General features: G+C 60.6%; 28 protein-coding genes. 9 read left to right on the top strand and 19 right to left on the bottom strand.

Annotated features, from left to right (window positions below; genetic code table 11):
- Window position 1 precedes the first annotated feature (1 nt).
- The 3 genes from IC231_RS15275 to IC231_RS15265 all read right to left on the bottom strand — a co-directional run bounded on the left by IC231_RS15275 (window position 2) and on the right by IC231_RS15265 (window position 2,503).
- Complete coding sequence (locus IC231_RS15275; protein ID WP_190785362.1) at window positions 2-676, bottom strand: DNA-3-methyladenine glycosylase family protein; 675 nt, start codon at window positions 674-676, stop codon at window positions 2-4.
- Between the two features lie 27 nt (window positions 677-703).
- Window positions 704-1,372, bottom strand: coding sequence for a metallophosphoesterase family protein (locus IC231_RS15270; protein ID WP_190785361.1), 669 nt, complete (start codon window positions 1,370-1,372; stop codon window positions 704-706).
- Between the two features lie 99 nt (window positions 1,373-1,471).
- Complete coding sequence (locus IC231_RS15265; RefSeq protein ID WP_190785360.1) at window positions 1,472-2,503, bottom strand: threonine aldolase family protein; 1,032 nt, start codon at window positions 2,501-2,503, stop codon at window positions 1,472-1,474.
- A 100-nt stretch (window positions 2,504-2,603) separates the two neighbouring features.
- Here IC231_RS15265 and IC231_RS15260 point away from each other — a divergent pair, with 100 nt between their 5' ends.
- Window positions 2,604-2,768 (top strand): hypothetical protein, encoded by a 165-nt coding sequence (locus IC231_RS15260; RefSeq protein WP_190785359.1) that lies wholly within the window; start codon window positions 2,604-2,606, stop codon window positions 2,766-2,768.
- A gap of 117 nt (window positions 2,769-2,885) precedes the next feature.
- On the opposite strand, the gene IC231_RS15255 is transcribed toward IC231_RS15260, so the two are convergent.
- Window positions 2,886-3,380, bottom strand: coding sequence for a metallophosphoesterase family protein (locus IC231_RS15255; RefSeq protein ID WP_190785358.1), 495 nt, complete (start codon window positions 3,378-3,380; stop codon window positions 2,886-2,888).
- Window positions 3,381-3,707: 327 nt separating this feature from the next.
- Here IC231_RS15255 and IC231_RS15250 point away from each other — a divergent pair, with 327 nt between their 5' ends.
- Window positions 3,708-4,409, top strand: a complete 702-nt coding sequence (locus IC231_RS15250) for an NUDIX hydrolase (protein ID WP_190785357.1) — start codon at window positions 3,708-3,710, stop codon at window positions 4,407-4,409.
- 22 nt (window positions 4,410-4,431) lie between these two features.
- Window positions 4,432-4,917, top strand: a complete 486-nt coding sequence (locus IC231_RS15245) for a hypothetical protein (RefSeq protein WP_190785356.1) — start codon at window positions 4,432-4,434, stop codon at window positions 4,915-4,917.
- A gap of 74 nt (window positions 4,918-4,991) precedes the next feature.
- On the opposite strand, the gene coaD is transcribed toward IC231_RS15245, so the two are convergent.
- From coaD to IC231_RS15225, 4 genes are all read right to left on the bottom strand, one after another.
- A complete protein-coding gene (coaD, locus tag IC231_RS15240; RefSeq protein ID WP_190785355.1) occupies window positions 4,992-5,456 on the bottom strand; it encodes a pantetheine-phosphate adenylyltransferase in 465 nt (154 codons plus the stop codon).
- Between the two features lie 57 nt (window positions 5,457-5,513).
- The gene (locus IC231_RS15235) at window positions 5,514-6,422 is read right to left on the bottom strand and encodes a DUF3822 family protein (protein ID WP_190785354.1); all 909 of its coding nucleotides are present in this window, start codon (window positions 6,420-6,422) and stop codon (window positions 5,514-5,516) included.
- A gap of 87 nt (window positions 6,423-6,509) precedes the next feature.
- Window positions 6,510-7,016 carry an NUDIX domain-containing protein gene (locus IC231_RS15230; RefSeq protein ID WP_190785353.1) on the bottom strand — a complete coding sequence of 169 codons (507 nt, stop codon included), beginning with the start codon at window positions 7,014-7,016 and terminating at the stop codon, window positions 6,510-6,512.
- Window positions 7,017-7,042: 26 nt separating this feature from the next.
- A complete protein-coding gene (locus IC231_RS15225) occupies window positions 7,043-7,648 on the bottom strand; it encodes a DUF4126 domain-containing protein (protein ID WP_190785352.1) in 606 nt (201 codons plus the stop codon).
- Window positions 7,649-7,807: 159 nt separating this feature from the next.
- Between IC231_RS15225 and IC231_RS15220 the strand changes: the two genes are divergently transcribed.
- From IC231_RS15220 to IC231_RS15205, 4 genes are all read left to right on the top strand, one after another.
- Window positions 7,808-8,260 carry a PaaI family thioesterase gene (locus IC231_RS15220; protein WP_190785351.1) on the top strand — a complete coding sequence of 151 codons (453 nt, stop codon included), beginning with the start codon at window positions 7,808-7,810 and terminating at the stop codon, window positions 8,258-8,260.
- Between the two features lie 103 nt (window positions 8,261-8,363).
- A complete protein-coding gene (locus tag IC231_RS15215) occupies window positions 8,364-8,771 on the top strand; it encodes an endonuclease domain-containing protein (RefSeq protein WP_190785350.1) in 408 nt (135 codons plus the stop codon).
- Between the two features lie 29 nt (window positions 8,772-8,800).
- Window positions 8,801-10,222 carry an ATP-dependent DNA helicase gene (locus tag IC231_RS15210; RefSeq protein WP_190785349.1) on the top strand — a complete coding sequence of 474 codons (1,422 nt, stop codon included), beginning with the start codon at window positions 8,801-8,803 and terminating at the stop codon, window positions 10,220-10,222.
- 144 nt (window positions 10,223-10,366) lie between these two features.
- Window positions 10,367-10,894 (top strand): DUF1573 domain-containing protein, encoded by a 528-nt coding sequence (locus IC231_RS15205; protein ID WP_190785348.1) that lies wholly within the window; start codon window positions 10,367-10,369, stop codon window positions 10,892-10,894.
- A 77-nt stretch (window positions 10,895-10,971) separates the two neighbouring features.
- Here the strand turns inward: IC231_RS15205 and IC231_RS15200 are convergent, their stop codons facing one another.
- From IC231_RS15200 to IC231_RS15180, 5 genes are all read right to left on the bottom strand, one after another.
- A complete protein-coding gene (locus tag IC231_RS15200) occupies window positions 10,972-11,349 on the bottom strand; it encodes a DUF423 domain-containing protein (RefSeq protein ID WP_190785347.1) in 378 nt (125 codons plus the stop codon).
- Between the two features lie 41 nt (window positions 11,350-11,390).
- Entirely contained in the window at window positions 11,391-12,074 is a 684-nt protein-coding gene (locus IC231_RS15195) for a YggS family pyridoxal phosphate-dependent enzyme (RefSeq protein WP_190785346.1), read from the bottom strand.
- 119 nt (window positions 12,075-12,193) lie between these two features.
- On the bottom strand, window positions 12,194-13,243 hold the full coding sequence (locus IC231_RS15190; RefSeq protein WP_190785345.1) for a VWA domain-containing protein: 1,050 nt from the start codon (window positions 13,241-13,243) through the stop codon (window positions 12,194-12,196).
- Between the two features lie 62 nt (window positions 13,244-13,305).
- The gene (locus tag IC231_RS15185) at window positions 13,306-14,343 is read right to left on the bottom strand and encodes a hypothetical protein (protein ID WP_190785344.1); all 1,038 of its coding nucleotides are present in this window, start codon (window positions 14,341-14,343) and stop codon (window positions 13,306-13,308) included.
- Complete coding sequence (locus IC231_RS15180) at window positions 14,285-15,181, bottom strand: DUF58 domain-containing protein (RefSeq protein ID WP_211539094.1); 897 nt, start codon at window positions 15,179-15,181, stop codon at window positions 14,285-14,287. The genes IC231_RS15185 and IC231_RS15180 overlap by 59 nt, the downstream gene beginning before the upstream one ends.
- Before the next feature lie 74 nt (window positions 15,182-15,255).
- Between IC231_RS15180 and IC231_RS15175 the strand changes: the two genes are divergently transcribed.
- Window positions 15,256-15,627, top strand: coding sequence for a DUF4296 domain-containing protein (locus IC231_RS15175; protein ID WP_190785342.1), 372 nt, complete (start codon window positions 15,256-15,258; stop codon window positions 15,625-15,627).
- A 31-nt stretch (window positions 15,628-15,658) separates the two neighbouring features.
- Here IC231_RS15175 and IC231_RS15170 read toward each other — a convergent pair whose 3' ends face one another.
- The 6 genes from IC231_RS15170 to egtB form a co-directional block, all read right to left on the bottom strand.
- Complete coding sequence (locus IC231_RS15170) at window positions 15,659-15,997, bottom strand: tRNA-binding protein (RefSeq protein WP_190785341.1); 339 nt, start codon at window positions 15,995-15,997, stop codon at window positions 15,659-15,661.
- A gap of 27 nt (window positions 15,998-16,024) precedes the next feature.
- Window positions 16,025-16,582: a DUF922 domain-containing protein gene (locus tag IC231_RS15165; protein WP_190785340.1), complete on the bottom strand. Its 558-nt coding sequence runs from the start codon at window positions 16,580-16,582 to the stop codon at window positions 16,025-16,027.
- 92 nt (window positions 16,583-16,674) lie between these two features.
- Window positions 16,675-18,048: an MATE family efflux transporter gene (locus IC231_RS15160; RefSeq protein WP_190785339.1), complete on the bottom strand. Its 1,374-nt coding sequence runs from the start codon at window positions 18,046-18,048 to the stop codon at window positions 16,675-16,677.
- 86 nt (window positions 18,049-18,134) lie between these two features.
- Window positions 18,135-19,217, bottom strand: a complete 1,083-nt coding sequence (locus tag IC231_RS15155) for an aminotransferase class I/II-fold pyridoxal phosphate-dependent enzyme (protein WP_190785338.1) — start codon at window positions 19,215-19,217, stop codon at window positions 18,135-18,137.
- Window positions 19,218-19,229: 12 nt separating this feature from the next.
- Entirely contained in the window at window positions 19,230-20,273 is a 1,044-nt protein-coding gene (gene egtD / locus IC231_RS15150; protein ID WP_190785337.1) for an L-histidine N(alpha)-methyltransferase, read from the bottom strand.
- A gap of 66 nt (window positions 20,274-20,339) precedes the next feature.
- Entirely contained in the window at window positions 20,340-21,665 is a 1,326-nt protein-coding gene (gene egtB / locus IC231_RS15145) for an ergothioneine biosynthesis protein EgtB (RefSeq protein ID WP_190785336.1), read from the bottom strand.
- A gap of 257 nt (window positions 21,666-21,922) precedes the next feature.
- Between egtB and IC231_RS15140 the strand changes: the two genes are divergently transcribed.
- Window positions 21,923-22,171, top strand: a complete 249-nt coding sequence (locus tag IC231_RS15140; protein WP_190785335.1) for a KGG domain-containing protein — start codon at window positions 21,923-21,925, stop codon at window positions 22,169-22,171.
- Window positions 22,172-22,239: the final 68 nt, after the last annotated feature.

Here is a 22,239-nt window from a genome sequence, read left to right as displayed (position 1 = left end):
CTTATTTCTCTGGCGCCGGGGTATTGTCCAACGACTGCCATAGGTATTTGCAGGCCAGACTGCGGTAGGGCCGCCAGGGTTCCGCAATTTCCGTCATGCGCTTCAGCAAGGCCCGGCCGGTTTCCTCTAAGGCATAGTGACGGCGCATGGCGTTCTGCACGCCCAAGTCACCTTCTGCGAATACGTCGGGCTGGTCCAGGGCAAACATCTGCAGCATCTGGGCGGTCCAGCGGCCTACACCTTTTATCTGCGTGAGGTGGCTGGTAAAGTCGTCTGCTGACAGTTGGCTCAGGTGGGCGTGGTCGAGTTGGTCGCGCAGAGCGAAGTCGGCAATGGCCCGCAGGTAGCCCGCCTTTTGCCGCGAAATACCCGCTGTGCGTAGGTCCTCATCGGTCAGCTCGACCAACGCCAGCGGCTCGGGGTAGCCGTCGGGTGGAAACAGCGCCTGCACTTTGCGCCAGATGGCCGCCGCCGCTTTCGTGGATATCTGCTGGCTCACGATGGCGCGTAGCAATGCCAAATATAGATCTTCATGCGCCGATGGCTGAATCGGATGGCCCCGCGCAATGATGCCTGCCAGCACCGGATCAGCCTGCGACAGGTGCCGGAGTGCTTCATTGGGGGCGTAAGCGGAGGAAGTGGGCGGAAAAGCAGGCGTATGCGGTACAGAAGCCATAGAAAAGGGGAGTCAGGTAGAAGAAGCCTACTCGGCAGCGGCAATATCAATACGGTGCGTGGGAATGATGATTTCCTCCAGCAGCTCGCCCGTAGCCGACAGCCGCACCCCGGTCAGTGCAAATCCGAAGCAGGCGCCGGTATCAATATTGAGCACGTTGGTGGCCGGATCGAACGTTGGGTCGCCGTCGGTGGGCGTGTGCCCGATAACCTGTCGGCGGCCCATGTTCAGCAGTGGGCCGCGCCGCCAGAGCAAGCCATCCGGGTGGTCTTCGTCGAGCTGATGGGGTGTGTCGGCAAAGCCGGCGTGGCTGATCAGCAACTGCTCGTTTTGCCAGATTAGCGGCCGGCAGGCCAGCCACGCAAGGTGCGGCTCCAGTAGCGCCGGGCACGCCTGATATTGCTCCACCGTACTGCGGCCGCCCCAGCGCAGCCAGCCCTGTTGAGAGCCAGCCGGGCCGAAATGCTGCAGCATGGCAGCCTCGTGGTTGCCTTTCAAAAACGTAGTCTGCCCCGGGTAGCGCACCTCAAGGCTGATAGCCAGCGCCACACATTCCGGGCTGTAGCGGCCCCGGTCTACCAGGTCGCCGACCTGCACCAGCCGCTCGGTTTCCGGGTGCCAGTGCTGAAGCAGCTCTTCCAGTGTGTTGAGGCAGCCATGCACGTCGCCTATCACAAAAACATTCTGCTCAGACATTGCTATTACATTTAATGCCCGGTTCCGCTTCTCTTATCAGGTGCTGCCGTGAAGGGCATCTTGTCACGTAGAGAATACGATGAGCAGAAGCTCATCGGCCTATGAGGCCAGGTGCCGCAACACGCTTTCTACGCGCTGGACCATCGTATCGTCTATGTTCAGATGGGTCACGAACCGAATCATCTGCGGCCCGAAAGACGAAGCGCGCACGCCTTCCTGCTCCAGATACGCCAGAAACTTCTCGGCCGGCATATCGGGGCGCAGGCGAAAAATCACGAGGTTGGTTTCTACTGGCAATACTTCGGCCACGTAGGGCTGAGCCTGCAGGCTGGTGCCCAGCTGCCGGGCGCGGCGGTGGTCGTCGCGGAGGCGCTCTACATTGTGTTCCAGCGCGTAGAGGCCAGCTGCCGCCAGGTAGCCTGCCTGCCGCATGCCGCCGCCCATTACCTTCCGGATGCGCTTGGTTTTCTGAATAAAGGCCTGGCTGCCCAGCAGCACCGAGCCCACCGGCGCCCCCAGGCCTTTGCTCAGACACACCGAAATAGTATCGAAAATGCGGCCGTACTCAGTGGCCTGCTGGCCGGTGGCTACCAGCGCGTTGAAAATGCGGGCCCCATCGAGGTGCAGCGGAATCCGGTGGCGCCGGGCTACTTCGGCTATGGCTTCCAACTCAGCCAGCTCGTAGCAGCTGCCGCCACCGCGGTTGTGCGTGTTTTCCAGCGAAATGAGGCTGGTGATGGGGTAATGGACGTTTGCGGGCCGGATGGCGGCTTCTACCTGCGCGGCCGTCAGGCGGCCCCGCTCGCCGGGCAGCAGTGCCACCGACGCCCCCGAATGAAACGCAATGCCGCCCACTTCCCAGAGGTAGATGTGCGAGGTCTGCTCGCAGATTACCTCCGACAGCGGCTCAGTGTGGGCCTTGATGGCAATCTGGTTGGTCATGGTGCCGGAAGGGCAGAACAGGCCGGCTTCCAGCCCGAAACGGGCGGCGGTTTCCTGTTCCAGCGCGCGCACGGTCGGGTCTTCTTCGTACACGTCGTCGCCGACGCGGGCCCGGAACATGGCGTCCAGCATGGCCGGCGTAGGGCGCGTAACGGTGTCGGAGCGCAGGTCGATTATCGAATCAGTCATGAGTTTAGAGAACGGAAATAGGGGAAAGGTTTCCCGGTGTCAAATTTAGTCGTTACTTTTGCCCCTCAATTACCGAAAGACCTTAACCGACCCGGAAAAAATGAGCATTACCCGTCTGAAGCGGAAGCACCGCAAGAACATTGCCCGCGCTAACAACAAGCAGCGCGTGATTAAGCAACTCCTCCTGACTCCCGTTCTGAAGAACGTGGACATCGAAGAACTGAAAGCCCGCTTCAACAAGAGCGAAGCTACGACGGCTGCGTAAGTAAGCGCCGTCTGGCAGCCTGCCCCCGGTGTCGGTGGGTTCTGGTCAGAAATTTCAAAAGCGTCTTTTCCACTCGGGGAAGACGCTTTTTTGTGCCCGAAGAGCAGTTGAAATATCCTATTTCGGGCCCAGCTCTACCACCTGGAGCTGCTGCACTTTGCCCTGCGCTACCTCAAAACGAAGCAGCGTGCGCACTTTATGAAAGCCGTGGCGGCCGGCCGCGCCGGGGTTCAGGTGCAGCAGCTGCAGCCGTGGATCGGGCATAACCTTCAGAATGTGGGAATGGCCGCTGATGAACAAGCCGGGTCGGTGTTCCTGCAGCAGCGGCCGGGCCGCCGGGCTATAGTGGCCGGGATACCCTCCAATATGGGTCATAAGCACCGATAACCCTTCGAGTTCGAAATGCTGCACCAGCGGCTGCGTCAGGCGTACGTCCCGGCCATCAATGTTACCGTACACGCCGCGTAGGGGCGCCACCGTCTCCAGCTCCTCTATCACGGCACTGCTGCCAAAGTCGCCGGCGTGCCAGATTTCGTCGCAGCCGTGCAGGTGATGCAGGATTCGCTCGTCGAGGTAGCTGTGGGTATCGGAAAGCAGACCGATTTTTTTCATGGGGCGAAGGTAGGACGGATACGGGGCGTAAAAATGTGGCGCGCGGAGTGAAAAATTTGCCTATCGGGTGCTGCAAAGCATGTTGCACGGTATCAGCTGTGTTGCCCGGGCACCCAATTGCGGCCGGGGCACAGGCACGCACGGCCCTGCCAGCGCCGGAGTTCATCTGCTTCCAGCTCTATTCGTCGGCGCGCACGGCAACACAACGGTGCACATCCCGTATCTTGCCCGTCCTGTGGCGGGTTTTCGATTGCCAAATTTTATGTTGTGCTTTGCAACGCCCCCCGGCTTTGATTCCCAATTGTTGCCTCTCCTGATTGCCCCGCGATGAACGTCTTCATCAACGATATTCCGCTGATCATCAAAAAGAACAGCGAGAAAATATACAAGCACAAGTACGACCTGATTCTGAATCCGGAAGATGAGTTCATCTCGAAGGATCTGGTAGGGGATGTGCTTGTGCGCGACGTCACGGACGTATTCGTGGACCGGCTGCTGCGCCTGATGGAAGTGAAGAAGCTGAAAAAGCTGAAGTCGCTGACCATGCTGGCCCGCAAGAAAAAACGGCTCATCCTGCACCTAAAAGACCAGTTCCGCATCGTGAAAGCTGCTGGCGGCTTGGTGGTGAAGGACGGCAAGGTGCTGATGATCTACCGCCTCGGTAAGTGGGATTTGCCCAAGGGCAAGCTCAAGAAGGAAGAAGATCCGGCCCTTGGTGCGCTGCGCGAGGTGGAGGAGGAGTGTAACATCAAAATTGAGCTGGGCGAAGTGCTGCCGAGTACTTGGCACTCCTACGCCTACAACGGCAACAAAATCCTCAAGAAGACCAACTGGTACATCATGCGCTGCCTCGACGACTCGCTGATGAAGCCCCAGGCCGAAGAATATATTGAAGAAGTGCGTTGGATGACGCCGCAGGAGGCCTTGGCCGTACTCGAAGAATCATATGCCAGCATTGCCCTTGTAATGCGCCATTACCTGAGCGAAGTAATGGGCTCTACGCCTGCCAGTGAGCCATCTGCCAAATAATTCCTAGCCTCTTTCCCTCTCCATGCGTCTTTCGTCCCTTTCTTTTTCCGCTCTGCTGCTGCTGGGCGGAATGGCTGCCTGCACGGGCACCCAGACGGCCTCCGAAGCTGACACGCCCGTGACGGGCCGCGCCGAAGCGGTAGCGCCCACCGGCCTCAACCTGCCGTTGCTTGTTGGCCGCAACATCGACCAGGTGCGTCGTAGCCTCGGGGCTCCCCGCGAAACCAAAGACCAGAAAATAGGTCTGGAGCCCACCGCTGAGCAGATGAAGGCTACCCGCGGCGAAGATTGGGTGAATACGTTTGATAAGAACGGTACCACCATCGTGGCCACCTACAATGCCCGCACCCGCAAAGTGAACAACCTGGTAGTGCTGGGCAGCGACGAAGATGACCTTCTGCGCCGCGCCAACCTGAGCCTCACCGACGCCAGCTACACCGTGCAGCCCATCGGCGACCCCAAAAACCCTAGCAACACAGTTGGCCTGCGCGTCACGAAGAACAACTAGCCTACGCTGTTTCACAAAGAAAGGCCCGCTCTGCCATGGCAAAGCGGGCCTTTCTTTGTGAAACAGCTGGTTCGTCAGCCAGCGAAGGGCGGCAGCTGAAATGGCACGAAGTCATCGACGTTGCCGCCAAACCGGTGAATCTCGCGGATGATGGTGCTGCTGATGGCCGCCAGCACTGGTGAGGTGATGAGAAACACGGTTTCCAGGTCCGGGTTGACGTGGCGGTTGGCTTGCGCGATGGTGTTTTCGTACTCGAAATCGGTGGTGTTGCGCAGGCCACGCAGCAAAAACCGGGCGCCTACCTCTCGGGCATAGTCGGCGGTCAGGCCTTTGTAGGACTGCACCGATACCCGCGGCTCGTCGCGAAACACCTCCTGTATCATTTCCTGCATCTGCTCTACCGGCAGATAGCGGCTCTTGCTGCTGTTGTTGCCGATGGCAACGATGACCTCATCGAACAGGACCGTGCCGCGCCGGACCACATCGAGGTGGCCATTGGTAAACGGGTCGAAGGAGCCAGGAAAAATAGCGGTTCTCATAAGGCGCGGGCTAGAAAAGAACGGTCGAGCGAGGAATAGCACCCGGCGTGGCCGGAGCTACTCGCACAGGTGCAGGCTGTAGAGCTCGAAGAAGCGGTATTCGAACAGCTCGTTCAGGCGGTAGCTATAGCCGAGGTCGAACGGGCGGTTGCCGAACTTGATATGGCGGATGTACTTGCGCAGAATCGTGAACAGCTCCGAATCGTGCATCAGGTCGCCCCATACCATCACCGGGTCCTGGTCGGGGTTGAGCTGGAATTCCTGCATCACCAGAATGGTATAATAAATCAGGTCTTCCGGCGAACTGAAGGCAAAAACGTTGCAGAACTCCGGCCGTTTGTCGCGGATAACAACGATAGTCAACTCCAGATGCCCGATGCTTAGGTAAAGCCGGCGCGGGGCCGCGGCGTCGCTCTGGTGCATGAGGCCTTCAAGCAGGGCGCTGGTCTGGTGCAGGAGGGTGCCGGTAGGGTAGGTGGCACGGAACCAGTCCGTCAGGGACTTTTCGGCCGCGAAGATGCTGACCATTTCCTGGCCTGGGTGCGCGTAGGCATGCACCGTTTCGTGCTGGGCATCCAGGGTGTGGTGCAGGCGGAGGTAGGCGGCTTCGTCGCCGGGCCGGAACAGCGGCGCGGGCAGCAGCGTGAAGTGCCGGTGCTGCACGGCCAGCCGCACGTGGTTCCAGCTGGATTGGCCCAGCAGGTCGTGGTGGGCGGCCAGGGCCTGCAGCTGTCCTCCGAAAGAAGTGGCAGTCTGTGGCGCGTATTCTTCCAGTACCACAAACTTGTTCCGGCGCGTGTCGGCAATACCCACCCGCAGGCCGGCTGGCCCGGCCGTGAGGTACAGATTGTAAGCAGCCAGGTTTTCGGGAGTCAGTGTTTCATCGCGCAGGCGGTGCAGTACCGTAGGAGCAGGCAGGGAAGACAACGCGGGCACGGCAGTAGAAACGGGAGAAGCAGAAGACACAGGCAGAAACTGGGGCGCAGAGCAATAGGGAGTGGGCGGCAAAGGTACGAAAGTAGCTACGGTGCCGCCACCGCGCGGGCGCACCCGCTATTGCTGAAACCGTATTTGCGGAATAAAGACGTCGTCGGTGCTGATAATCTGACGAAGAACCGGATGAACCTGTGGCGCCGGCAGCACAACCAGCTGCCGCGGCGATACAAAGGCCAGCTCCTGGAGCAGCTGCGCGTCGGCGGTGTGCTCGGGGTCGGAGCCAAGCCGGGGCATGGCCATGGGGGCCAGAGCAGTTACTTCAAAAAATAGCTCCAGCGCCTGCAGGTCGCTGCTTTGGTACTCATGTAGGTGCAGAAAACGTCCTACTGCTACCTCAAGGCCTGTTTCTTCCCGAAATTCGCGCCGCAGGCACTCCTGAATTGTTTCGCCGAACTGCCAGCCTCCCCCCGGCGGCGACCAGAAGGGCTTGGAATCGGTCAGCAGGCCTCGGTGCGCGGTCAGCAGCAGTGTGCCGTTGTGCACCAACAGGCCGCACACGCGCAGCCGTACCTGGCCGGTATAGGCCTCTGGCAATTCACGGGCAGGAAGAGAGTCGGAAGCCATACAAGCAGAAAAAGTAAACGGTACTATCAGCCCTTTGCCAAGCTAGCAGCTGACCCACGGCGCTGGGCCCGCCGCTGCCGCCAGCGCCGCAGCCGGGTGGCAATATACGCTACCAGCCCCAGCATAAGCGCGGCCGCCAGCACGGGCAGGAGCAGGGCCAGCGCTGAACCCAGGATAGCCAAGGTGTTTTCGGCGGTGGCCAGTACAGGGTTGCCGAGGCCGCCGGTTGCGGCCGTTGAGCCCGCCCGCAGCAATGCCGTGCCGGTCTGCACCATGCCAGCCGTGCCGCCGCCTACCAATACGCCCAAGCCCCAGCGCACTACCGGGTCGAGGTCGGGCAGAGCGGCGGTCATGAGCACGGTGCCGGCAATAAACGAGGCGGGCGTGGTGATGGTATCCAGCACGTTATCAACTACCGGAAAGTAATAGCCCAGGATTTCGGCTACCGTGGCCGTGCCCAGCGCGCCTACTGCCGCCCACGAGCCCAGCCACGCAAATCCGGCCGACGGCGCCAGCAGCCCGGTACGATAGGCCAGGCTAGCGGCCAGCAGCGGCACAAATACCCGGAACCCACTGCACGCGGCCAACGCCAGGCCCAGCGCACCGCTCAACAAATATTCCTGTGGTAACATAGCGGGCTGAAAGTGAAGGTGGGGAATCCGGAATGGCTGAAAGACAGAGGCAACGCTTCTATTACCAGCTTAAAATAGCGAGAATGCTATAATAAGCAACAACTGATACCGAAGCAGTCGGCCCCCGAACCCGAAACCGACTGGCCTATCTTTGCCGCAATGAATTCTTCTGCACCTACTGCCGCCTCCGCCGCTACCCCCGGCGATTCGCTCGAAACCCGTATCCGCCGTAAGCTCACGCGCCAGCACTTCATGCACCTTATCGGCGCCGACCTCACCCGCATTGAGCCGGGCCGCATTGAGGCCGAAGTAATGCTGCAGCAGCAGCACCAGCAGCACACCGGCTTCGCCCACGGCGGCCTTGTGGCCACCATGGCCGATTTGGTAGCGGGTTTCGCGGCCGTCACGCTCGTACCCGATGGTACCGGCGTGGTGACGGTAGAGCTGAAAACCAGCTATCTGCACCCCGGCGTGGGGCAGAAGCTGCGCGCCGTGGGGTGGGTGCTGAAAGCCGGCCGCCGCCTGCATTTCTGCGAGTCGGAGGTGTGGTGCGATGATAAGCTGATAGCCAAAGCTTCGGCGACGATGGCCGTAGTGGAGCCGCAGGGGTAGGGGAGGCGAGCCAGCCAACTAGCGCTAAAGGTTAAGGCTAGTTCCCCTCCTTTTTTAAGGAGGGGCTAGGGGTGGTTCAATCGTTGCGTCTATCTTGAACAGCATGAAGACCACCTGCCACAACCGCGCTGAACTAAAACTCACTCGCAAAGCCCTGCGTGACAACCTCACACCTGCTGAAGCCACTTTGTGGCGGGCGTTGCAAAACAGCCAACTCTACGGCCGCAAGTTTCGTCGTCAGCATAGCGTTGGCCGCTACGTCTTGGACTTTTATTGTCCATCCGAACGATTGGCAGTGGAGTTGGATGGCCAAGGTCACTCCACGGTGACGGGTGAAGCAGCAGATGTAGCGCGTACTGCTTTTCTGGAAAATTTGTCCATTCAGGTGGTGCGTTTTGAGAACAAAATGGTGTTTGAACAGCTAGAGTTCGTGCTTGAAGGTATTCGGCAGGCTTTCCGTTCTCCCGACGCAACCACCCCCAACCCCTCCTTGAAAAAGGAGGGGAGCTAGCCTTAGCTCTAGCTTTATCCTCCCCCTTTATGCTCTCCCTCCGTACCCCTTCCGTTCGCGACTATTTTCCCTACGAACCCACTCAGGACCAAGCCACGCTGTTTCAGAAGCTGGATGTTTTTCTGAAGGATGAACTGCCGGGCCGCAAGGCGTTTGTGCTGCGCGGCTACGCGGGCACTGGCAAAACCACCGTGGTAAGTGCCCTGGTGCAGTGGCTGCACAAGCTGGGCCGCAAATACGTGCTGATGGCTCCAACGGGCCGCGCCGCCAAGGTGATGAGTGGCTACGCGGGCGTGCCAGCCAGCACCATTCACAAGAAAATCTACCGCCAGACCAGCGGCTCTCCCAGCCAGAGCCTGTCGTTTCAGCGGCAGCCCAACCGCGCCCAGGACACGCTGTTCATCGTGGATGAAGCCTCGATGATTTCCGACGAGAAGTCGTTTGGCGAAACCGGTCTGCTCGACGACCTGCTCAACTACGTGTTCGAGAAGCCCTCGAATCGGCTGCTGCTCATCGGCGACACGGCCCAGCTGCCGCCCGTGGGCCAGCTGCTCAGCCCCGCCCTCGACCCGGAGTTATTGCGCCACCGGTTCCGCGCCACTGTGGATGGGGTGGAGCTGCGCCAGGTGATGCGCCAGGCCGAGCAGTCGGGCATTCTGATGAACGCCACCGTGCTGCGCGAAGAACTGCGCGAGGAAAAGCCCAACATCCTGTTTCATACCCGCGGCTACCCCGACCTGTTTCAGATGGGCGGCGACAAGCTGGAAGATGGTCTGCGCTGGGCCTACAAGAACTTCGGGCACGAAAACACCACCATCATCTGCCGATCCAACAAGAATGCCAACCAGTACAACCAGATGATCCGGCGGGTGCTGTTCGAGGCCGAAGACGAAATTGAGAGTGGCGACTACCTGATGGTGGTGCGCAACAACTATTTCTGGCTGCCCAAAGATTCGGAAATGGGTTTCTTGGCCAACGGCGACTTTGTGCAGGTGGTGAAAATCATCCGCTTAACCGAGGAGTTTGGCTTCCGCTTCGCTGATGCCCGCGTGCGCCTCGTGGACTACCCCGACGAACCGGACATGGAAATCAAGCTGCTGCTCGACACGCTGCACACCGAAAGCCCCGCCCTGCCCGCCGACCGCAGCAAGGAACTCTATGAGGCCGTGGGCAAGGACTATGACCACCTCACCACCAAGAAAGACAAGACGGCCGCACTCCGCAAAGACCCATTCTTGAACGCGCTGCAGGTGAAGTTTGCCTACGCCCTCACGTGCCATAAGGCGCAGGGCGGCCAGTGGCAGGCTGTGTTCGTCGACCACGGCTTTTTGAAGGAGGATATGGTGAATTCCGAGTTTGCCCGCTGGCTCTACACCGCTGTGACACGCGCCTCAGAAAAATTATTCTTGCTTAATTTCAATCCTAAGCTGCTGGCAGAAAACCCGGAATGAGTAGTTTAGCGAACAAAATCAGGTAATTGGGCTGTTTGTCTTCATGTCAGCTTCACCTAGTTCGGTGAAAACTGGCACTCAACTTGCGCCACCCGGCAAAACGAGTATTTTTGTTTTCTCCAACACCATTCACACAGTACCCTCATGAAAAAAGCACTTGTACTGGCTCTGTCGCTGGCTTGCGCTGGCTTTGCCGCTCAGGCTCAAACGGCTGCCGTAAAGCCTGCCAACGCGCAGACGAAAGTGGCCGGCCCGCAAATCCAGTTTGATGAAATGAAGTACGACTTCGGCACCGCCAAGCAAGGTGATGTGGTGAAGCACGTGTTCAAGTTCAAAAACATTGGCACCCAGCCGCTGGTAATTTCTAATATCGGTGTTAGCTGTGGCTGCACCACCCCAGAGTGGACCAAGGACCCCATCATGCCCGGCAAAACCGGTAGCATCACGGCTAACTTCAACACGGCCGGCAAAATGGGCATCCAGAACAAAGTATTGACCGTGGAGTCGAATTCGGCCGGCGGCAATGCGATGGTATCGGTAGTAGGCGAAGTAAAAGAAGCCAACGCCACGCCTACCATGACGGTAGAGAAAGTAGAATCGACAGTAGGTGCCGACAAGGTGAAAGTGAAAGCTGACGACACCAAGCTGAAAGCCAAAGCCAAGAAGTCGTAAGACAACTCGGTTTCCCAAAGCGAAAAGGCGACCCGCACCATGTGGGTCGCCTTTTTCATGCTCGGTGCAGCGAAAAGCTAGAGCTGCCGGGCAGCCAGTAGCACGCTGATCCAGCCAGCAATCAACAGAAGCCCGCCAACAGGAGCTACGGCGCCCAGCTTGGTGATGCCTGTGAAGCAGAGTGTGTAGAGCGAGCCGCTGAACAACAGCACCCCGCCCAGCCACAGCCAGGCCGTAGTGCCGAGCAGGCGCAGCTCCGGCCGGACCTGCAGCAGTATCCCCACCGCCAGCAATGCCAGTGCGTGGTAAAACTGGTAGCGTACAGCGGTTTCAAAAGTCTCGAAGCGGCCGGAAGCTTCCAGCATAGGCCGCAGCCCGTGCGCACCAAACGCGCCGATGGCCACGCCCAGGGCACCCAGCAGGGCCGCCAGTTGCAGAATGATTTTTGCAGTCATGGAATTGATAGAAGGTGAATCGACAGGTTCGTTCCGGATGATCAGGAGGCCGGTTGGTAGTTCCGGGCCCCAAAAATAGCACTGCCCACCCGGATCAGCGTGCTGCCTTCCTCAATGGCAAGCCGGTAGTCAGAGCTCATGCCCATACTTATTTCGCGGAAGTCGTCGGCATCAGCGAAATAGCGCACCTTCAGCCGCTCGAAGTAGCTGCGCAGTTCTCCGAATTCCTGACGCAGACGGGTTTCATCTGTCGTATTGGTGGCAATGCCCATCACGCCGGTCAGGCGGACGTGGCGCAGGCCGCGGAACGTTTCCGACTGCAGTATTTCCTCAGCCTCGGGCAGCGAGAGGCCAGTCTTGGTTTCCTCGGCGGCAATATGAAACTGCAGCAGCCCCTTGATTACGCGGTTGTGCCTGGCGGCCTGCTTTTCTATTTCCAGCAGCAGCTTCAGGCTATCCACGCTCTGAATCGTGTGCACGAACGGCGCAATGTACTTGACCTTGTTGGTCTGCAGGTGCCCGATGAGGTGCCACTCAATATCAGCGGGTAGCTCCGGCTGCTTGGCGGCCATTTCCTGCACCTTGTTTTCGCCAAACAGCCGCGCACCAGCATCGTACGCTTCCTGCAGCTTCTCCACCGGATGCGTTTTCGTGACGGTAATGAGTCGGCAATTGGTGCCCTCAAGCTGCTGCTGAAAAAAACGAAGGTTATCAGAAATGGACATCTGTCAGGTGGTGATTGTTGATTGATGAGTGGTTGAATTGTTGATTGTCAGGGCGCTGATTGTTGTATGGTGAAGTATAACGGACAGCTGCCAACAACAATCAACAATTCAACCACTCATCAATCCTCCAGGGCATTGGTAAGGAATGTGTTTTTGAGAGCCAGCCACAGCAGCCAAAGCCCCACACTCCAGAACAGGTAAATGCGGTAATAGTCTTTGGTATTACGGAAGCGGGTCTGCTTGATTTCGGATTTCTCGTAGCGGTTGATGCGCTGGAAAATCTGGCGCAGGGCCGCGTTGTCGGTAGCCCGGAAGAACTGGCCTTCGCCGGCTGCCGCAATCTGGCGCATGGTCGTTTCGTCGAGGCGGGTTTCTACGTAGCGCGTGCGGCCCAGCTCGTCGCGGCCAAACGGCACGGTGCCATCCTGCCCCAGCCCGATGGTGTAGATTTTGAGGCCGTAGGCGTGGGCCAGGCGGGCGGCCGTGAGCGGGTCGAGGCTGCCGGCCGTGTTTTCGCCATCGGAGAGAAGAATGCACACGCGGCTGCGGCTGCGGGAGTTGCGCAGGCGGTTGGTGGCCACCCCCAGCGCCGTGCCAATGGCCGTACCGTCGTTCGGAATCATGCCCAGCTTCAGCCCCGCAATGCTTTCCCGCAGCAGTTCATAGTCGGTGGTGAGCGGGGCCAGCGAATAGGCGTCGCCGGCAAATACCACGAGGCCGAGCCGGTCGCCCTGACGGCCATCGACAAACTCCTGGGCCACGCGCTTAGCGGCCTCCAGGCGGTTGGGACGCAGGTCGCCCAGCTCCATCGAGCCCGACACGTCCAGCACCAGCAGCACATCAATGCCTTCCCCGGTCTGGACCACCCGCTCGTCGGTGCGCTGCGGGCGGGCCAGGGCCACTACGGCAAATGCCAGGCTGAAGGCCAGCACCACATCGGGCAAAAAGCGCAGCCAGGCGCTCCAGTCGCGCCGCACCTCACCCTGCACGAAGGCTACGCCCAGCTTGCTTCGCCGCCGATAGACCAGCAGCCAGCGCCCCAGAAACAGCAGCGGAATACCCGCAATCAGCAGCAGCAGACGCGGTTTTTCCCAGGCATAGCTGGCCAGCGTGGCATAGCGCAGGCTATCCACGAGCGGGCCAAAAACCTGTTGCCAAAGTTGCTGCATGCAAAGAGGAAAGTAGGAGCGGGGTAAAAGTAGCCGATCTGACGGTGCTTAGTACGCCAAGCTCAATTCTCAAGCCGCTGCCGCACCAGCTCGAAGCGGCGCTCGGCAAAGCTGCGGAGCAGGTCAAACGCCAAGTCGGTTTCCGTATCGTCTTCCGAAAACTGATTGCCATAAATCACCCGGTCAGCAAGGCGCAGAGCCAGCCGGACATCGGCATCGTTCTGGTAGTGAGCTACTATCTCGCGGGTGGTGAGGCTGCTGATGGTATTGTTTTCGAGGTTGGTGAGGTAGTTTTTCCAGAGCGTGATGGCGCGCTCCATGTTGGTGAGGGAGCGGCTGAGCGTGAAACGCTCCACGTGGCGGGCATACTGCGCCAAGAAATAAACGTGGTTTTTGCGCACCTTATACAGTTGGTATCGTTGCCGCCAGCGCCGCCCAAATGCCAACGCCGCCCCGCCCAGCACCAGCAGCAGCAAAGCAGCGCCGGCCAGCCAGTAGGGGTAGTTGAAGGCCGGCTCTACGGGCAGCAGCACCGTATTTTGGCGCAGCGCGGGCGTCGCACCCGCTGCAGCCTGCGGCGCGGCGCGCTTCAGGGTTACTACCGCGGCCGTGCTGGGCAGCAGCAGCGTGTCGCGGCCTCGCAGGATGGTAACGGGCAGCTGCAGGCGCTGCACCGAGTCCAGCGAGAAGGTGCGCAGCCGGTAAATGGTCCGGTCGAGACTGATGCCCTGCCGGGTACGGGTGGGCTGGTACTTTTTGCCTACATACTCGAACAGAGCATAATTGGCCGTCGAATCAGGGAAAATGACATTCAGGCCCGGCTCGTGGCGGTAGCTCAGCTCATACTCAATGATTTCGCCGACGCGGGTAGTCGGCCGCAGAAACCGCCCCCGCGGCGGGTCGGGAGTTGCTTGCCCGCCCGCCAGCAAAGGCAGCAGCAAAGGCCCGAAAAGCAGCAGGACCCGCTTCAGAGAAATTGGGATATGCCTGCGGCCCGGCTGGTCCAGGTGCCGCTCAAACCGGCTTTCTGTCACTGGCGTCCTATCCACGGCCCGCACGAAGGTTGCGCCGCCGAAACAGCCGGATAAGCTGCGGCTCATAATCGGCGTCGGTGGCAATGGAAAGGTACTCAGTGCGGTGGCGCCGGCAGATCTGGCCTATCTGGTCGCGGTTCTGCTCGTAGGTAGCGCGGTAGCGGGCCCGAAACGCCGCCGAGGAAGTATTGGTCCAGAGGGTGCGGCCCGATTCCTGGTCGTAGAGCGGCACGATGCCCAAGGGCGGAAACTCCCGCTCGCGCTGGTCCAGCAGTTGAATCACGACCAAATCGTGCTTACGGGCCAGCATGGTCAGCTCCCGCTCGTAGCTGCTGTCGATGAAATCGGAGATAAGCAGCACGATACTGCGGCGCTTGAGCAGGCCCAGTGCCTGTTTGATGCCGGCTGCCACTCCCGTCTGTTTGGATTTGGGCGTCAGCTCAAACAGCCGTTTGATGAGGGAGTAAGCGTGCCGGATGCCCTTGCCCGCGGCCAAATACATTTCCTTCTGGTCGGAGAAGGCCAGAATGCCCAGCTGTGCATCCTGGCGGGCCGCAGCCAGCGCCAGAATGCCGCATATTTCGCGGCCAATATCCAGCTTACGGCGGCCAGCGGCCCCCACCTGCTGGGAGGCACTCACATCAAACAGCAGCAACACCTGCTGTTCCCGTTCTTCCTTGTAAGTCTTGATGAAGGTGCCGTGGCCTTTGCTCGATACCGCCCAGTCAATGGCCCGCACTTCGTCGCCGTACTGGTACAGGCGCACATCGTCGAATTCGAGGCCGGTGCCCTTGAATACGGAATGGAAATTGCCCTGCAGCTGCGCGTCCACTGCCTTCAGCATCCGGATTTCTACCTGCCGCAGCTTGCGCACGAGCTGTTGAAACGGAGTGGGCGTGGGCACGTTCATAATGGCTAAACTACGTGAATCATGGCATTATTGCGGCCGGGACAAAACGGAACCCTTACTTTTGCATCGTGAAACCCCTGCTACCTCGTGCTTTCCCGTTGGTACTCAGTCTGCTGCTGAGTGGCTTGTTTTCTGGCTGCCAGACTTCCGAGGAAGTGGTGCCGCCCCAGCCGCTCATGCCCCGGCAGCAGCTCGTGCGCGTGCTCGCCGACCTGCACACGCTCGAAGCCCGTGTAGAAGCCGCCGGCCTGACGCCCGACTCGGCGCGGGCTCTGTACCTGCAGCAGCAAAAGGCTATTCTGTGGCGCCGCGAAGTCAGCGACTCATTATTTCAGCAGAGCTACCGCTACTACGCCAGCCACGGCAAGGACCTGGATGAGATTTACAGTGTGGTGATTGATACGCTGGCCATGCGGCAGGTGCAGCTGGGCGCAAAGTGAGAAGCCCGCGCCGGCAGAGGTGCGCAACAGGTTATATCAACCGGCTGCCGTTGGGAACGGGACCAGCCAACGCAGCCAGGACAATGTCGCCGTGCGCGTCGGCGGCCCCCGTCACCAGCACTTCCGACATGAATTTGCCGATTTGCTTGGGCGGAAAGTTGACCACGCACAGCACTTGCCGGCCCACCAGCTCGTGTGGCTGATAGTGGCGCGTAATCTGGGCGCTGGAGCGTTTCTGGCCAAGCTCAGGGCCTAAGTCGATGAGCAACTGATAGGCCGGGCGGCGGGCTTCCGGAAACTCGCGGGCTTCCAGAACGGTGCCGACCCGTACATCAACCCGCTCAAAATCGGCCCAGGTAATGTGCTCCATATCAAATATCAGACGTGTACTGGACTATTATTTGGACGCAAACGACTCCAGCAAGGCCATGCGCTGCTGTACCTGGCTTTCCCAGAACTTCTGCTTGGCTTCGTTCAGGCCGTGGTTCGTTTCCTGGTCGTAGCGGCCTTCCTCGCGCTGCCAGGCCGTGAAGGCCAGTTTGGTGAAGTTGTTGAAGGCCGGGTTCAGCTTCTGGCAATCGAACTTCACTGTGGTGAGCTTCTGGCGCAGCATCCGCGCATGCAGTTCCGTTATGTCGAAGTGCAGCTGCTCGTGGCGCAGCAGCGCCGGCGAGGCCCGTTTGGCGTCGCGCACCCACGATTCCTGTGGCAGAAAAACCGCCTTGACGGTAGAGCGAAACACGAAGTCGGTGCAGCCCACCTGCACATCAATATTGCCGGCCGTGAGGGCCTCCAGGTGCTCAGACGGCATCGGCCGGCTCTTGAAATCGGCCCAAACCAAGGGCCGGTTAGCCGACCACGTTATCATTTCGGGTTGGGGCTTGGGGGAAGTCTGGGAAGGCGCGGGCGTCTGAAATGACAGCAGCAGTGGCAGAAGAAAGGAGCAGAAAGCCATGTTCAAATATAGGTGAGCCGGCCCATAAAAAGCCTTGGCTTAGCAGGTACACCAATTCCGGATGGCTCGTTCCCCGCACATAAGCACTAGGTTCAGCGGGCTGCCAGCGCAGCCGCTCGATCCTGCGCAACCGGAACTATACTGTGCTGGCGGAAACGCCACAGCAGCAGGCCCGCTACCAGCGAAAGGCCCGTCAGCAGGCCCAGCCACACGCCCAGACTTCCCATGTTCAGTATAAAACCCAGCCAGTACCCCAGCGGCAATGCTACCACCCAATAGGACAGCAGTGCCACCACCGAGGGCAGCTTTACATCTTCGAGGCCTCTCAGTGCGCCTAGCCCCACCACCTGCAGGCCATCGGAAATCTGGAAGGCAGCGGCCACCAGCAGCAAAGTGGCAGCCTGAACCACCACGGCAGCATCATGGTTGTAGAAGTGCGGGATAAAGTGCCGGAAAGCAACCAGCAGCAGGCCCATGGAACTCATAAACAGGAACGTGAGCAGATACGCCGCGAAACCCGCCTGCCGTGCGCCATGCGCGTCGCCGAGACCTCGCATATTGCCTACCCGGATGGTAGCTGCCGCCGCAATACCGCTAGCCGCCATATACGTTACCGAGGCCACGTTTATGGCAATCTGATGCGCAGCCAGCGAGGTGGCTCCCAGCCAGCCAATCATGATGGCTGAAAAGCTGAACGCGCCCATTTCAAACATCATCTGCACCCCAATGGGGGCGCCCAACCCCAGAAGGCGGCGCAGGGTAGCCCCGTCAGGCCGAAGCCAGTGGGTAGCGGCTTCGCGGTAGGGGCGTAGGCGTGCTGCCCGCAACACATAGGTGCCCATGAGCAGTGCCATCAGCACGCGGGCAATGAGCGTGGCCCAGGCGGCTCCCATCATGCCCAGCTTCGGGGCGCCAAGGTGGCCGAAAATGAAGGCGTAGCATAGGATGGCATTCACCACGTTGGCCAGCACCGAGAGGTACATGGCCTGCCGCGTAAGGCCCAGCCCTTCGGCAAACTGCTTGAACCCCTGGAACACCATGAGCGGCAGCAGCGACAGGAACAGCACCCGCACCCAGGGCGCGGCCAGGGCCACCACTTCTGCGGGCTGATGCAGGTGATTGAGCAGCGGCGCAATGAGCAGGCCGGCAGCCGCCAGCACCAAGCCAGCCACCGTGCTCATCCAGACTCCCGCCACCAGCAGCCGACCCAGTTGCGGCACGTCGCGTTTGCCATCGGCAGCGGCTACCAGCGGCGTAATACCCATTGAGAGGCCCATGCCCAGCACCATTACCACCGTGCCCACGCTCACGCCCAGGCTCACGGCGGCCAGTGGTACCTTGCCGGTCTGGCCTACCATCACGGAGTCGCAAACGTTTACCAGTACGTGGCCCAGCTGGCTGAGTACAACCGGAAAAGCGAGCTGAATGGTGGGTTTGAGGTGGGGACGAAGGGCAGTGAACGGCATGGCAAAAAGGCAAAACGAGCCGCAAAGGTACGGTAGTTATACCGGGGCCGGACCAGTGAGCCGAAAAGACCGGCTGCCCTGCCAGCTCAACGCAGCACGGTGGCCAGCCGCCTCAGTGCTTCCTGCAGATCCTCCGAAGCAACGGCATACGACATCCGCACGAAGCCGGGAGCCCCACAGCTGGTACCATCTACCACTTCCACCCCGGCCGACAGCAGGCGGCCCACCAGGTCAGTGGCGGCTTCAGGTAGCGGCAGGTGTGGCTGCAGATAAGCCCGCAGGTCAGGAAAGGCGTAGTAGGTACCCAGGGGGATGTGCGGCAAAGCCCCAGGCAGCGTCGCCAGAAAATCGAGCATCAGCTGGCGGTTGGGGGCCAGCTGCTGGCACAGAGCGGCACTAATGACAGGATTTTCAACCGTCTCCAGTGCCGCCAGTTGGCTAAGGACTGCCACCGCGCCCCCAGTGGCAAACAGACGAGCGGTGCAGGCCTCGGCTACCGAGCGCGGCGCCGCCAGATAGCCGATATTCCAGCCTGCCAACGCGTGCGACTTGGAGAAGCCGTTCACCACGATGTGCCTTGGCGCATCTGAACAGGAAAGGAAGGACGGCACCTCTTCTGCCTCAAACCGGATGCCGTCATATATTTCGTCGGCCAGCACGAATAGCTCCGGAAACTGCGCAGTTACGGCCAGCAGCGCCTCCAGCTCCGGCCGCGTATACAGGCGGCCGGTCGGGTTGTTGGGGTTAGAAAACAACAGCACCCGGGTGCGTGGCGTGAGAGCAGCGCGCACGGCTTCCGGCCGCAACGCATAGTTATCGGCGGGGCTGAGGGGCAATTCGCGCAGGAGGCCCCCGGCTTGCTTCACCAGCTCGGCAAAGCCGAACCAGTTGGGCGTGAGCAGCAATACTTCGTCGCCGGGCCGCAGCACGGCCGACAGGGCCAGGAACAGCGCGGCCTTGGTACCCGGCGTAACAACTATTTCGTGGGTTGCCTTTTCATCTGTCCGGAGCCCGGAATAGCGCAAGCGTAGCGCATCACGCAATTCCGGCAGGCCGGAGGTAGGACTAAGGGGCAGCGGCGGAGCCGCCAGATGCTGGTTCAGGCGCACCAAAACAGCGGGGGGAGTCGCGAAATTACCGTAGCCGGAAGCAAGGCTGATGGGTGTCATAGCAGGCTGCCGCTAAGCCGGGCGCAACACCACGTCGGCGAAATACTGCCGCTCATCGGTGAAGAACTCAGCCAGGGCCAGACCGGCATCAGCGGCAAGGCCTTCAATCAGAGGGCGCGTGAATTTGTAGGAGTTTTCGGTGTGTATCGGCTCCCAGGCAGCAAAGATGAACGTCTGCTTAAGGGCTGCCACGTGCACCTGCTGCGCCTGCGTGGGCATCAGGAACGAGCGCACGGCCCCGGAAAGCGGGTCATAGTCGGTGTAGTGCTGCCAAGTAGCAAGGTCGAAGTCCGCCTGCAATTCCCGGTTCAGGCGCGTAAGCAGGTTCAGATTGAAAGCAGCCGTCACGCCCTGCGCGTCATCGTACGCGGCCCGGATAAAACGCGGGTCTTTCTGCAGGTCAAACCCAATTAGGAGCCGGTCGTCGGCGGAAAGTGGAGCCGCCAGCTCGCGCAGAAACGCCTGCCGGTCGGCGGGCAGGAAGTTGCCGATGTTGGAACCCAGGAACAGGACGGCTTTGCGGCCGGGCCGGTCGGCCATCAGGCGCAGCGCCGTGCCGTAGTCGGCCACTATCGGTTCTACCCGTAGCTCCGGCAGCTCCTGGCGCAGGCTGCCGGCCAGCCCTTCTACCGCCGCCGCCGAAATATCAACGGGCACATACGTGAAGCGGGCCCCGGTATCCAGCAGGTGGCGCAGCAGGATCTTGGTTTTGAGTCCGTCGCCGGCACCCAGTTCCAGCAGAAAAAAGGGCTCCTCCGCTGCCGCAGGCCGCAGGGCCGCGCCCAGTGCTGCCTGATGATGGGTCAGCAGCGAAAATTCGGTGCGGGTGGGGTAGTACTCCGGCAGCGCCATAATCTGCTGGAACAGCCGGCTGCCCTCATCGTCGTAGAAATACATCGACGACAGGGTTTTGGGGGAGCGGCTAAGGCCCGCCGCGACATGCTTTTTCAGCTTTTCCAGCTCGTCCTGGCTTGGCACTGATTGAGAAGGAGCGGGCTGGGACGACGACTGGCGGGCAGCGGTAGCGGAAGACGCGGGAGAGGGCAGAGAGGGCATAGATAACGGGAAGTCAGAACAGCCAGGCAATCAGGCAGCAGGAGGCAATGGCAGGCGCCGGATGTTTCAGCGGGCCAGCCGGATGCCGGTAAACTGCCAGCGTTTGTCGGCGTGGAAGAAATTGCGGTAGGTGAGGCGGATGTGGCTGACCGGCGTGGCACACGAACCACCGCGCAGCACCATCTGGTTGATCATGAATTTGCCGTTGTACTCGCCCAGCGCTCCGGCCGCGCGCACATAGCCGGGGTACGGATGGTAGGCCGAGTACGTCCATTCCCAGGCGTCGCCGAGCAGCTGGTGGCAGCGCGTTGGGTCGGCATCGGCGGGCAGCGGCTGCGGGTCCAGCAGGTTGCTCTCGAGGAAGGTACCGGTGCTGGGGGTAGCTCCGAAATGTCGGGCTGCCACCTCCCATTCCGGCTCAGTCGGCAGGCGGGCTCCGGCCCAGTGGGCATAGGCATCGGCCTCGTAAAAGCTGATGTGCGTGACGGGTGCGGCCAGGTTCACGGGCTGCAGGCCGTGGTGCGTAAAACGGTGCCAGCGGCCTTCGTGCAGCATCCAGTAGAGCGGGGCCTCCCATTGCTGCGTCTGTACCAGGTCCCAGCCCTCGCCCAGCCAGTAGCGAAAATCCCGGTAGCCGCCGGCTTCCATAAAGTGCAGGTACTCTCCGTTGGTCACAAGCCGGTTCTGCAGCTCAAAATCCGCTGTCAGCACCTCGTGCGGTGCCTGCTCGTTGTCGAAGCAAAACCCCGTGCCTTCATAGCCGATCCGCGAAATACCGCCCGGCACCGGCAGCCAAGCCGCTTCCGGCAGGGCTGCCTCTTCCGGCTCAGCGGAGGCCGCGTCTGGTGGTGCCGATGTGGCCGGATTCAGATAGGCCGGGGCCAGCGGACTGGTGCTGAGAATATATTTGATGTCGGTAGCCAGCAGCTCCTGGTGCTGCTGCTCGTGCTGCAGGCCCAGCTCCATCAACTCATGGAAATCAGCCGGTAGCTCATCGGCCAAGGCCAGCAGCTGCTGCATCTGCTCGTCTACATGGGCGCGGTAGCAGTACACGTCGGCCAGCGCCGGCCGGGAGAGGGTGCCCCGGTCGGCACGGTTTACGCGGGAGCCCAGCGAGTTGTAGTAGGAGTTGAACAGGAAGGCATAATCCGGGTGGTATACCGTGTAGCCCGGCAGGTACTCTTTCAGAAGAAACGTCTCAAAAAACCAGGTGACGTGCGCCAGATGCCATTTCGGCGGACTCACATCAATCATCGGCTGCACCACCGTATCCTCGGGCAGTAGTGGCCTGCACAGGGTTTCGGTGCGCTGGCGCACCATCTGGTAGCGCTGGACCAGCGAGAAAACAGTGGCCGGAGCCGCCGTAGCAATAGCAGAAGTAGGGGAGGGCATGGCGTAGAGGGGGAGGCGTGTACAAGTAACTGGATTTTTCGCCCCGGGGTTTTTTACTTCCAGAAGTTCAGTTCGCGACAAGCCCACGAAGCTCCTCCGTATTTGCCGCAGCAGGGTAGGGGGAAATACGGGGAGCTCCTCCGTAGAAAGTGGTATTTTGGGCAAATAGGGCGCATTTCGGCGGGTTGATATCGGCCATTGTGCAGCGGGTTGCGTTTCTTCCGCCATACTCCGTTCCACATCTCAACTCCTTCGCTATGCAAACCAGCTCACCCACAGCCAAGCGCCCAGCCAACCGCACCAACGCTGCCGAAACCAAACCCAAGCGTGCCCGCGGCTTCGCCGCCATGGACCCCGAAACGCAGCGCCGCATTGCCAGCGAAGGCGGCAAAGCCTCGCACCAGAGCGGCCGGGGCCACCGGTTCACCTCGGAGGAAGCCCGGGCTGCCGGCCGCAAAGGCGGACAGGCCACGCGCCGGCCGCTGCAAACCAGCCAGGCCGCTTAGCCCCGCGCTTTTCCACACACTACGTAACTGCCCCATCCGGCTGCGCCCTGCCTTCTGGCAGCGCCCGG

Origin of the sequence: Hymenobacter duratus, assembly GCF_014698995.1 — a bacterium.
Lineage (GTDB): Bacteria > Bacteroidota > Bacteroidia > Cytophagales > Hymenobacteraceae > Hymenobacter > Hymenobacter duratus.
Note: the sequence above shows the minus strand (reverse complement) of the source record. Positions and strands in the feature narration are given on the sequence as shown.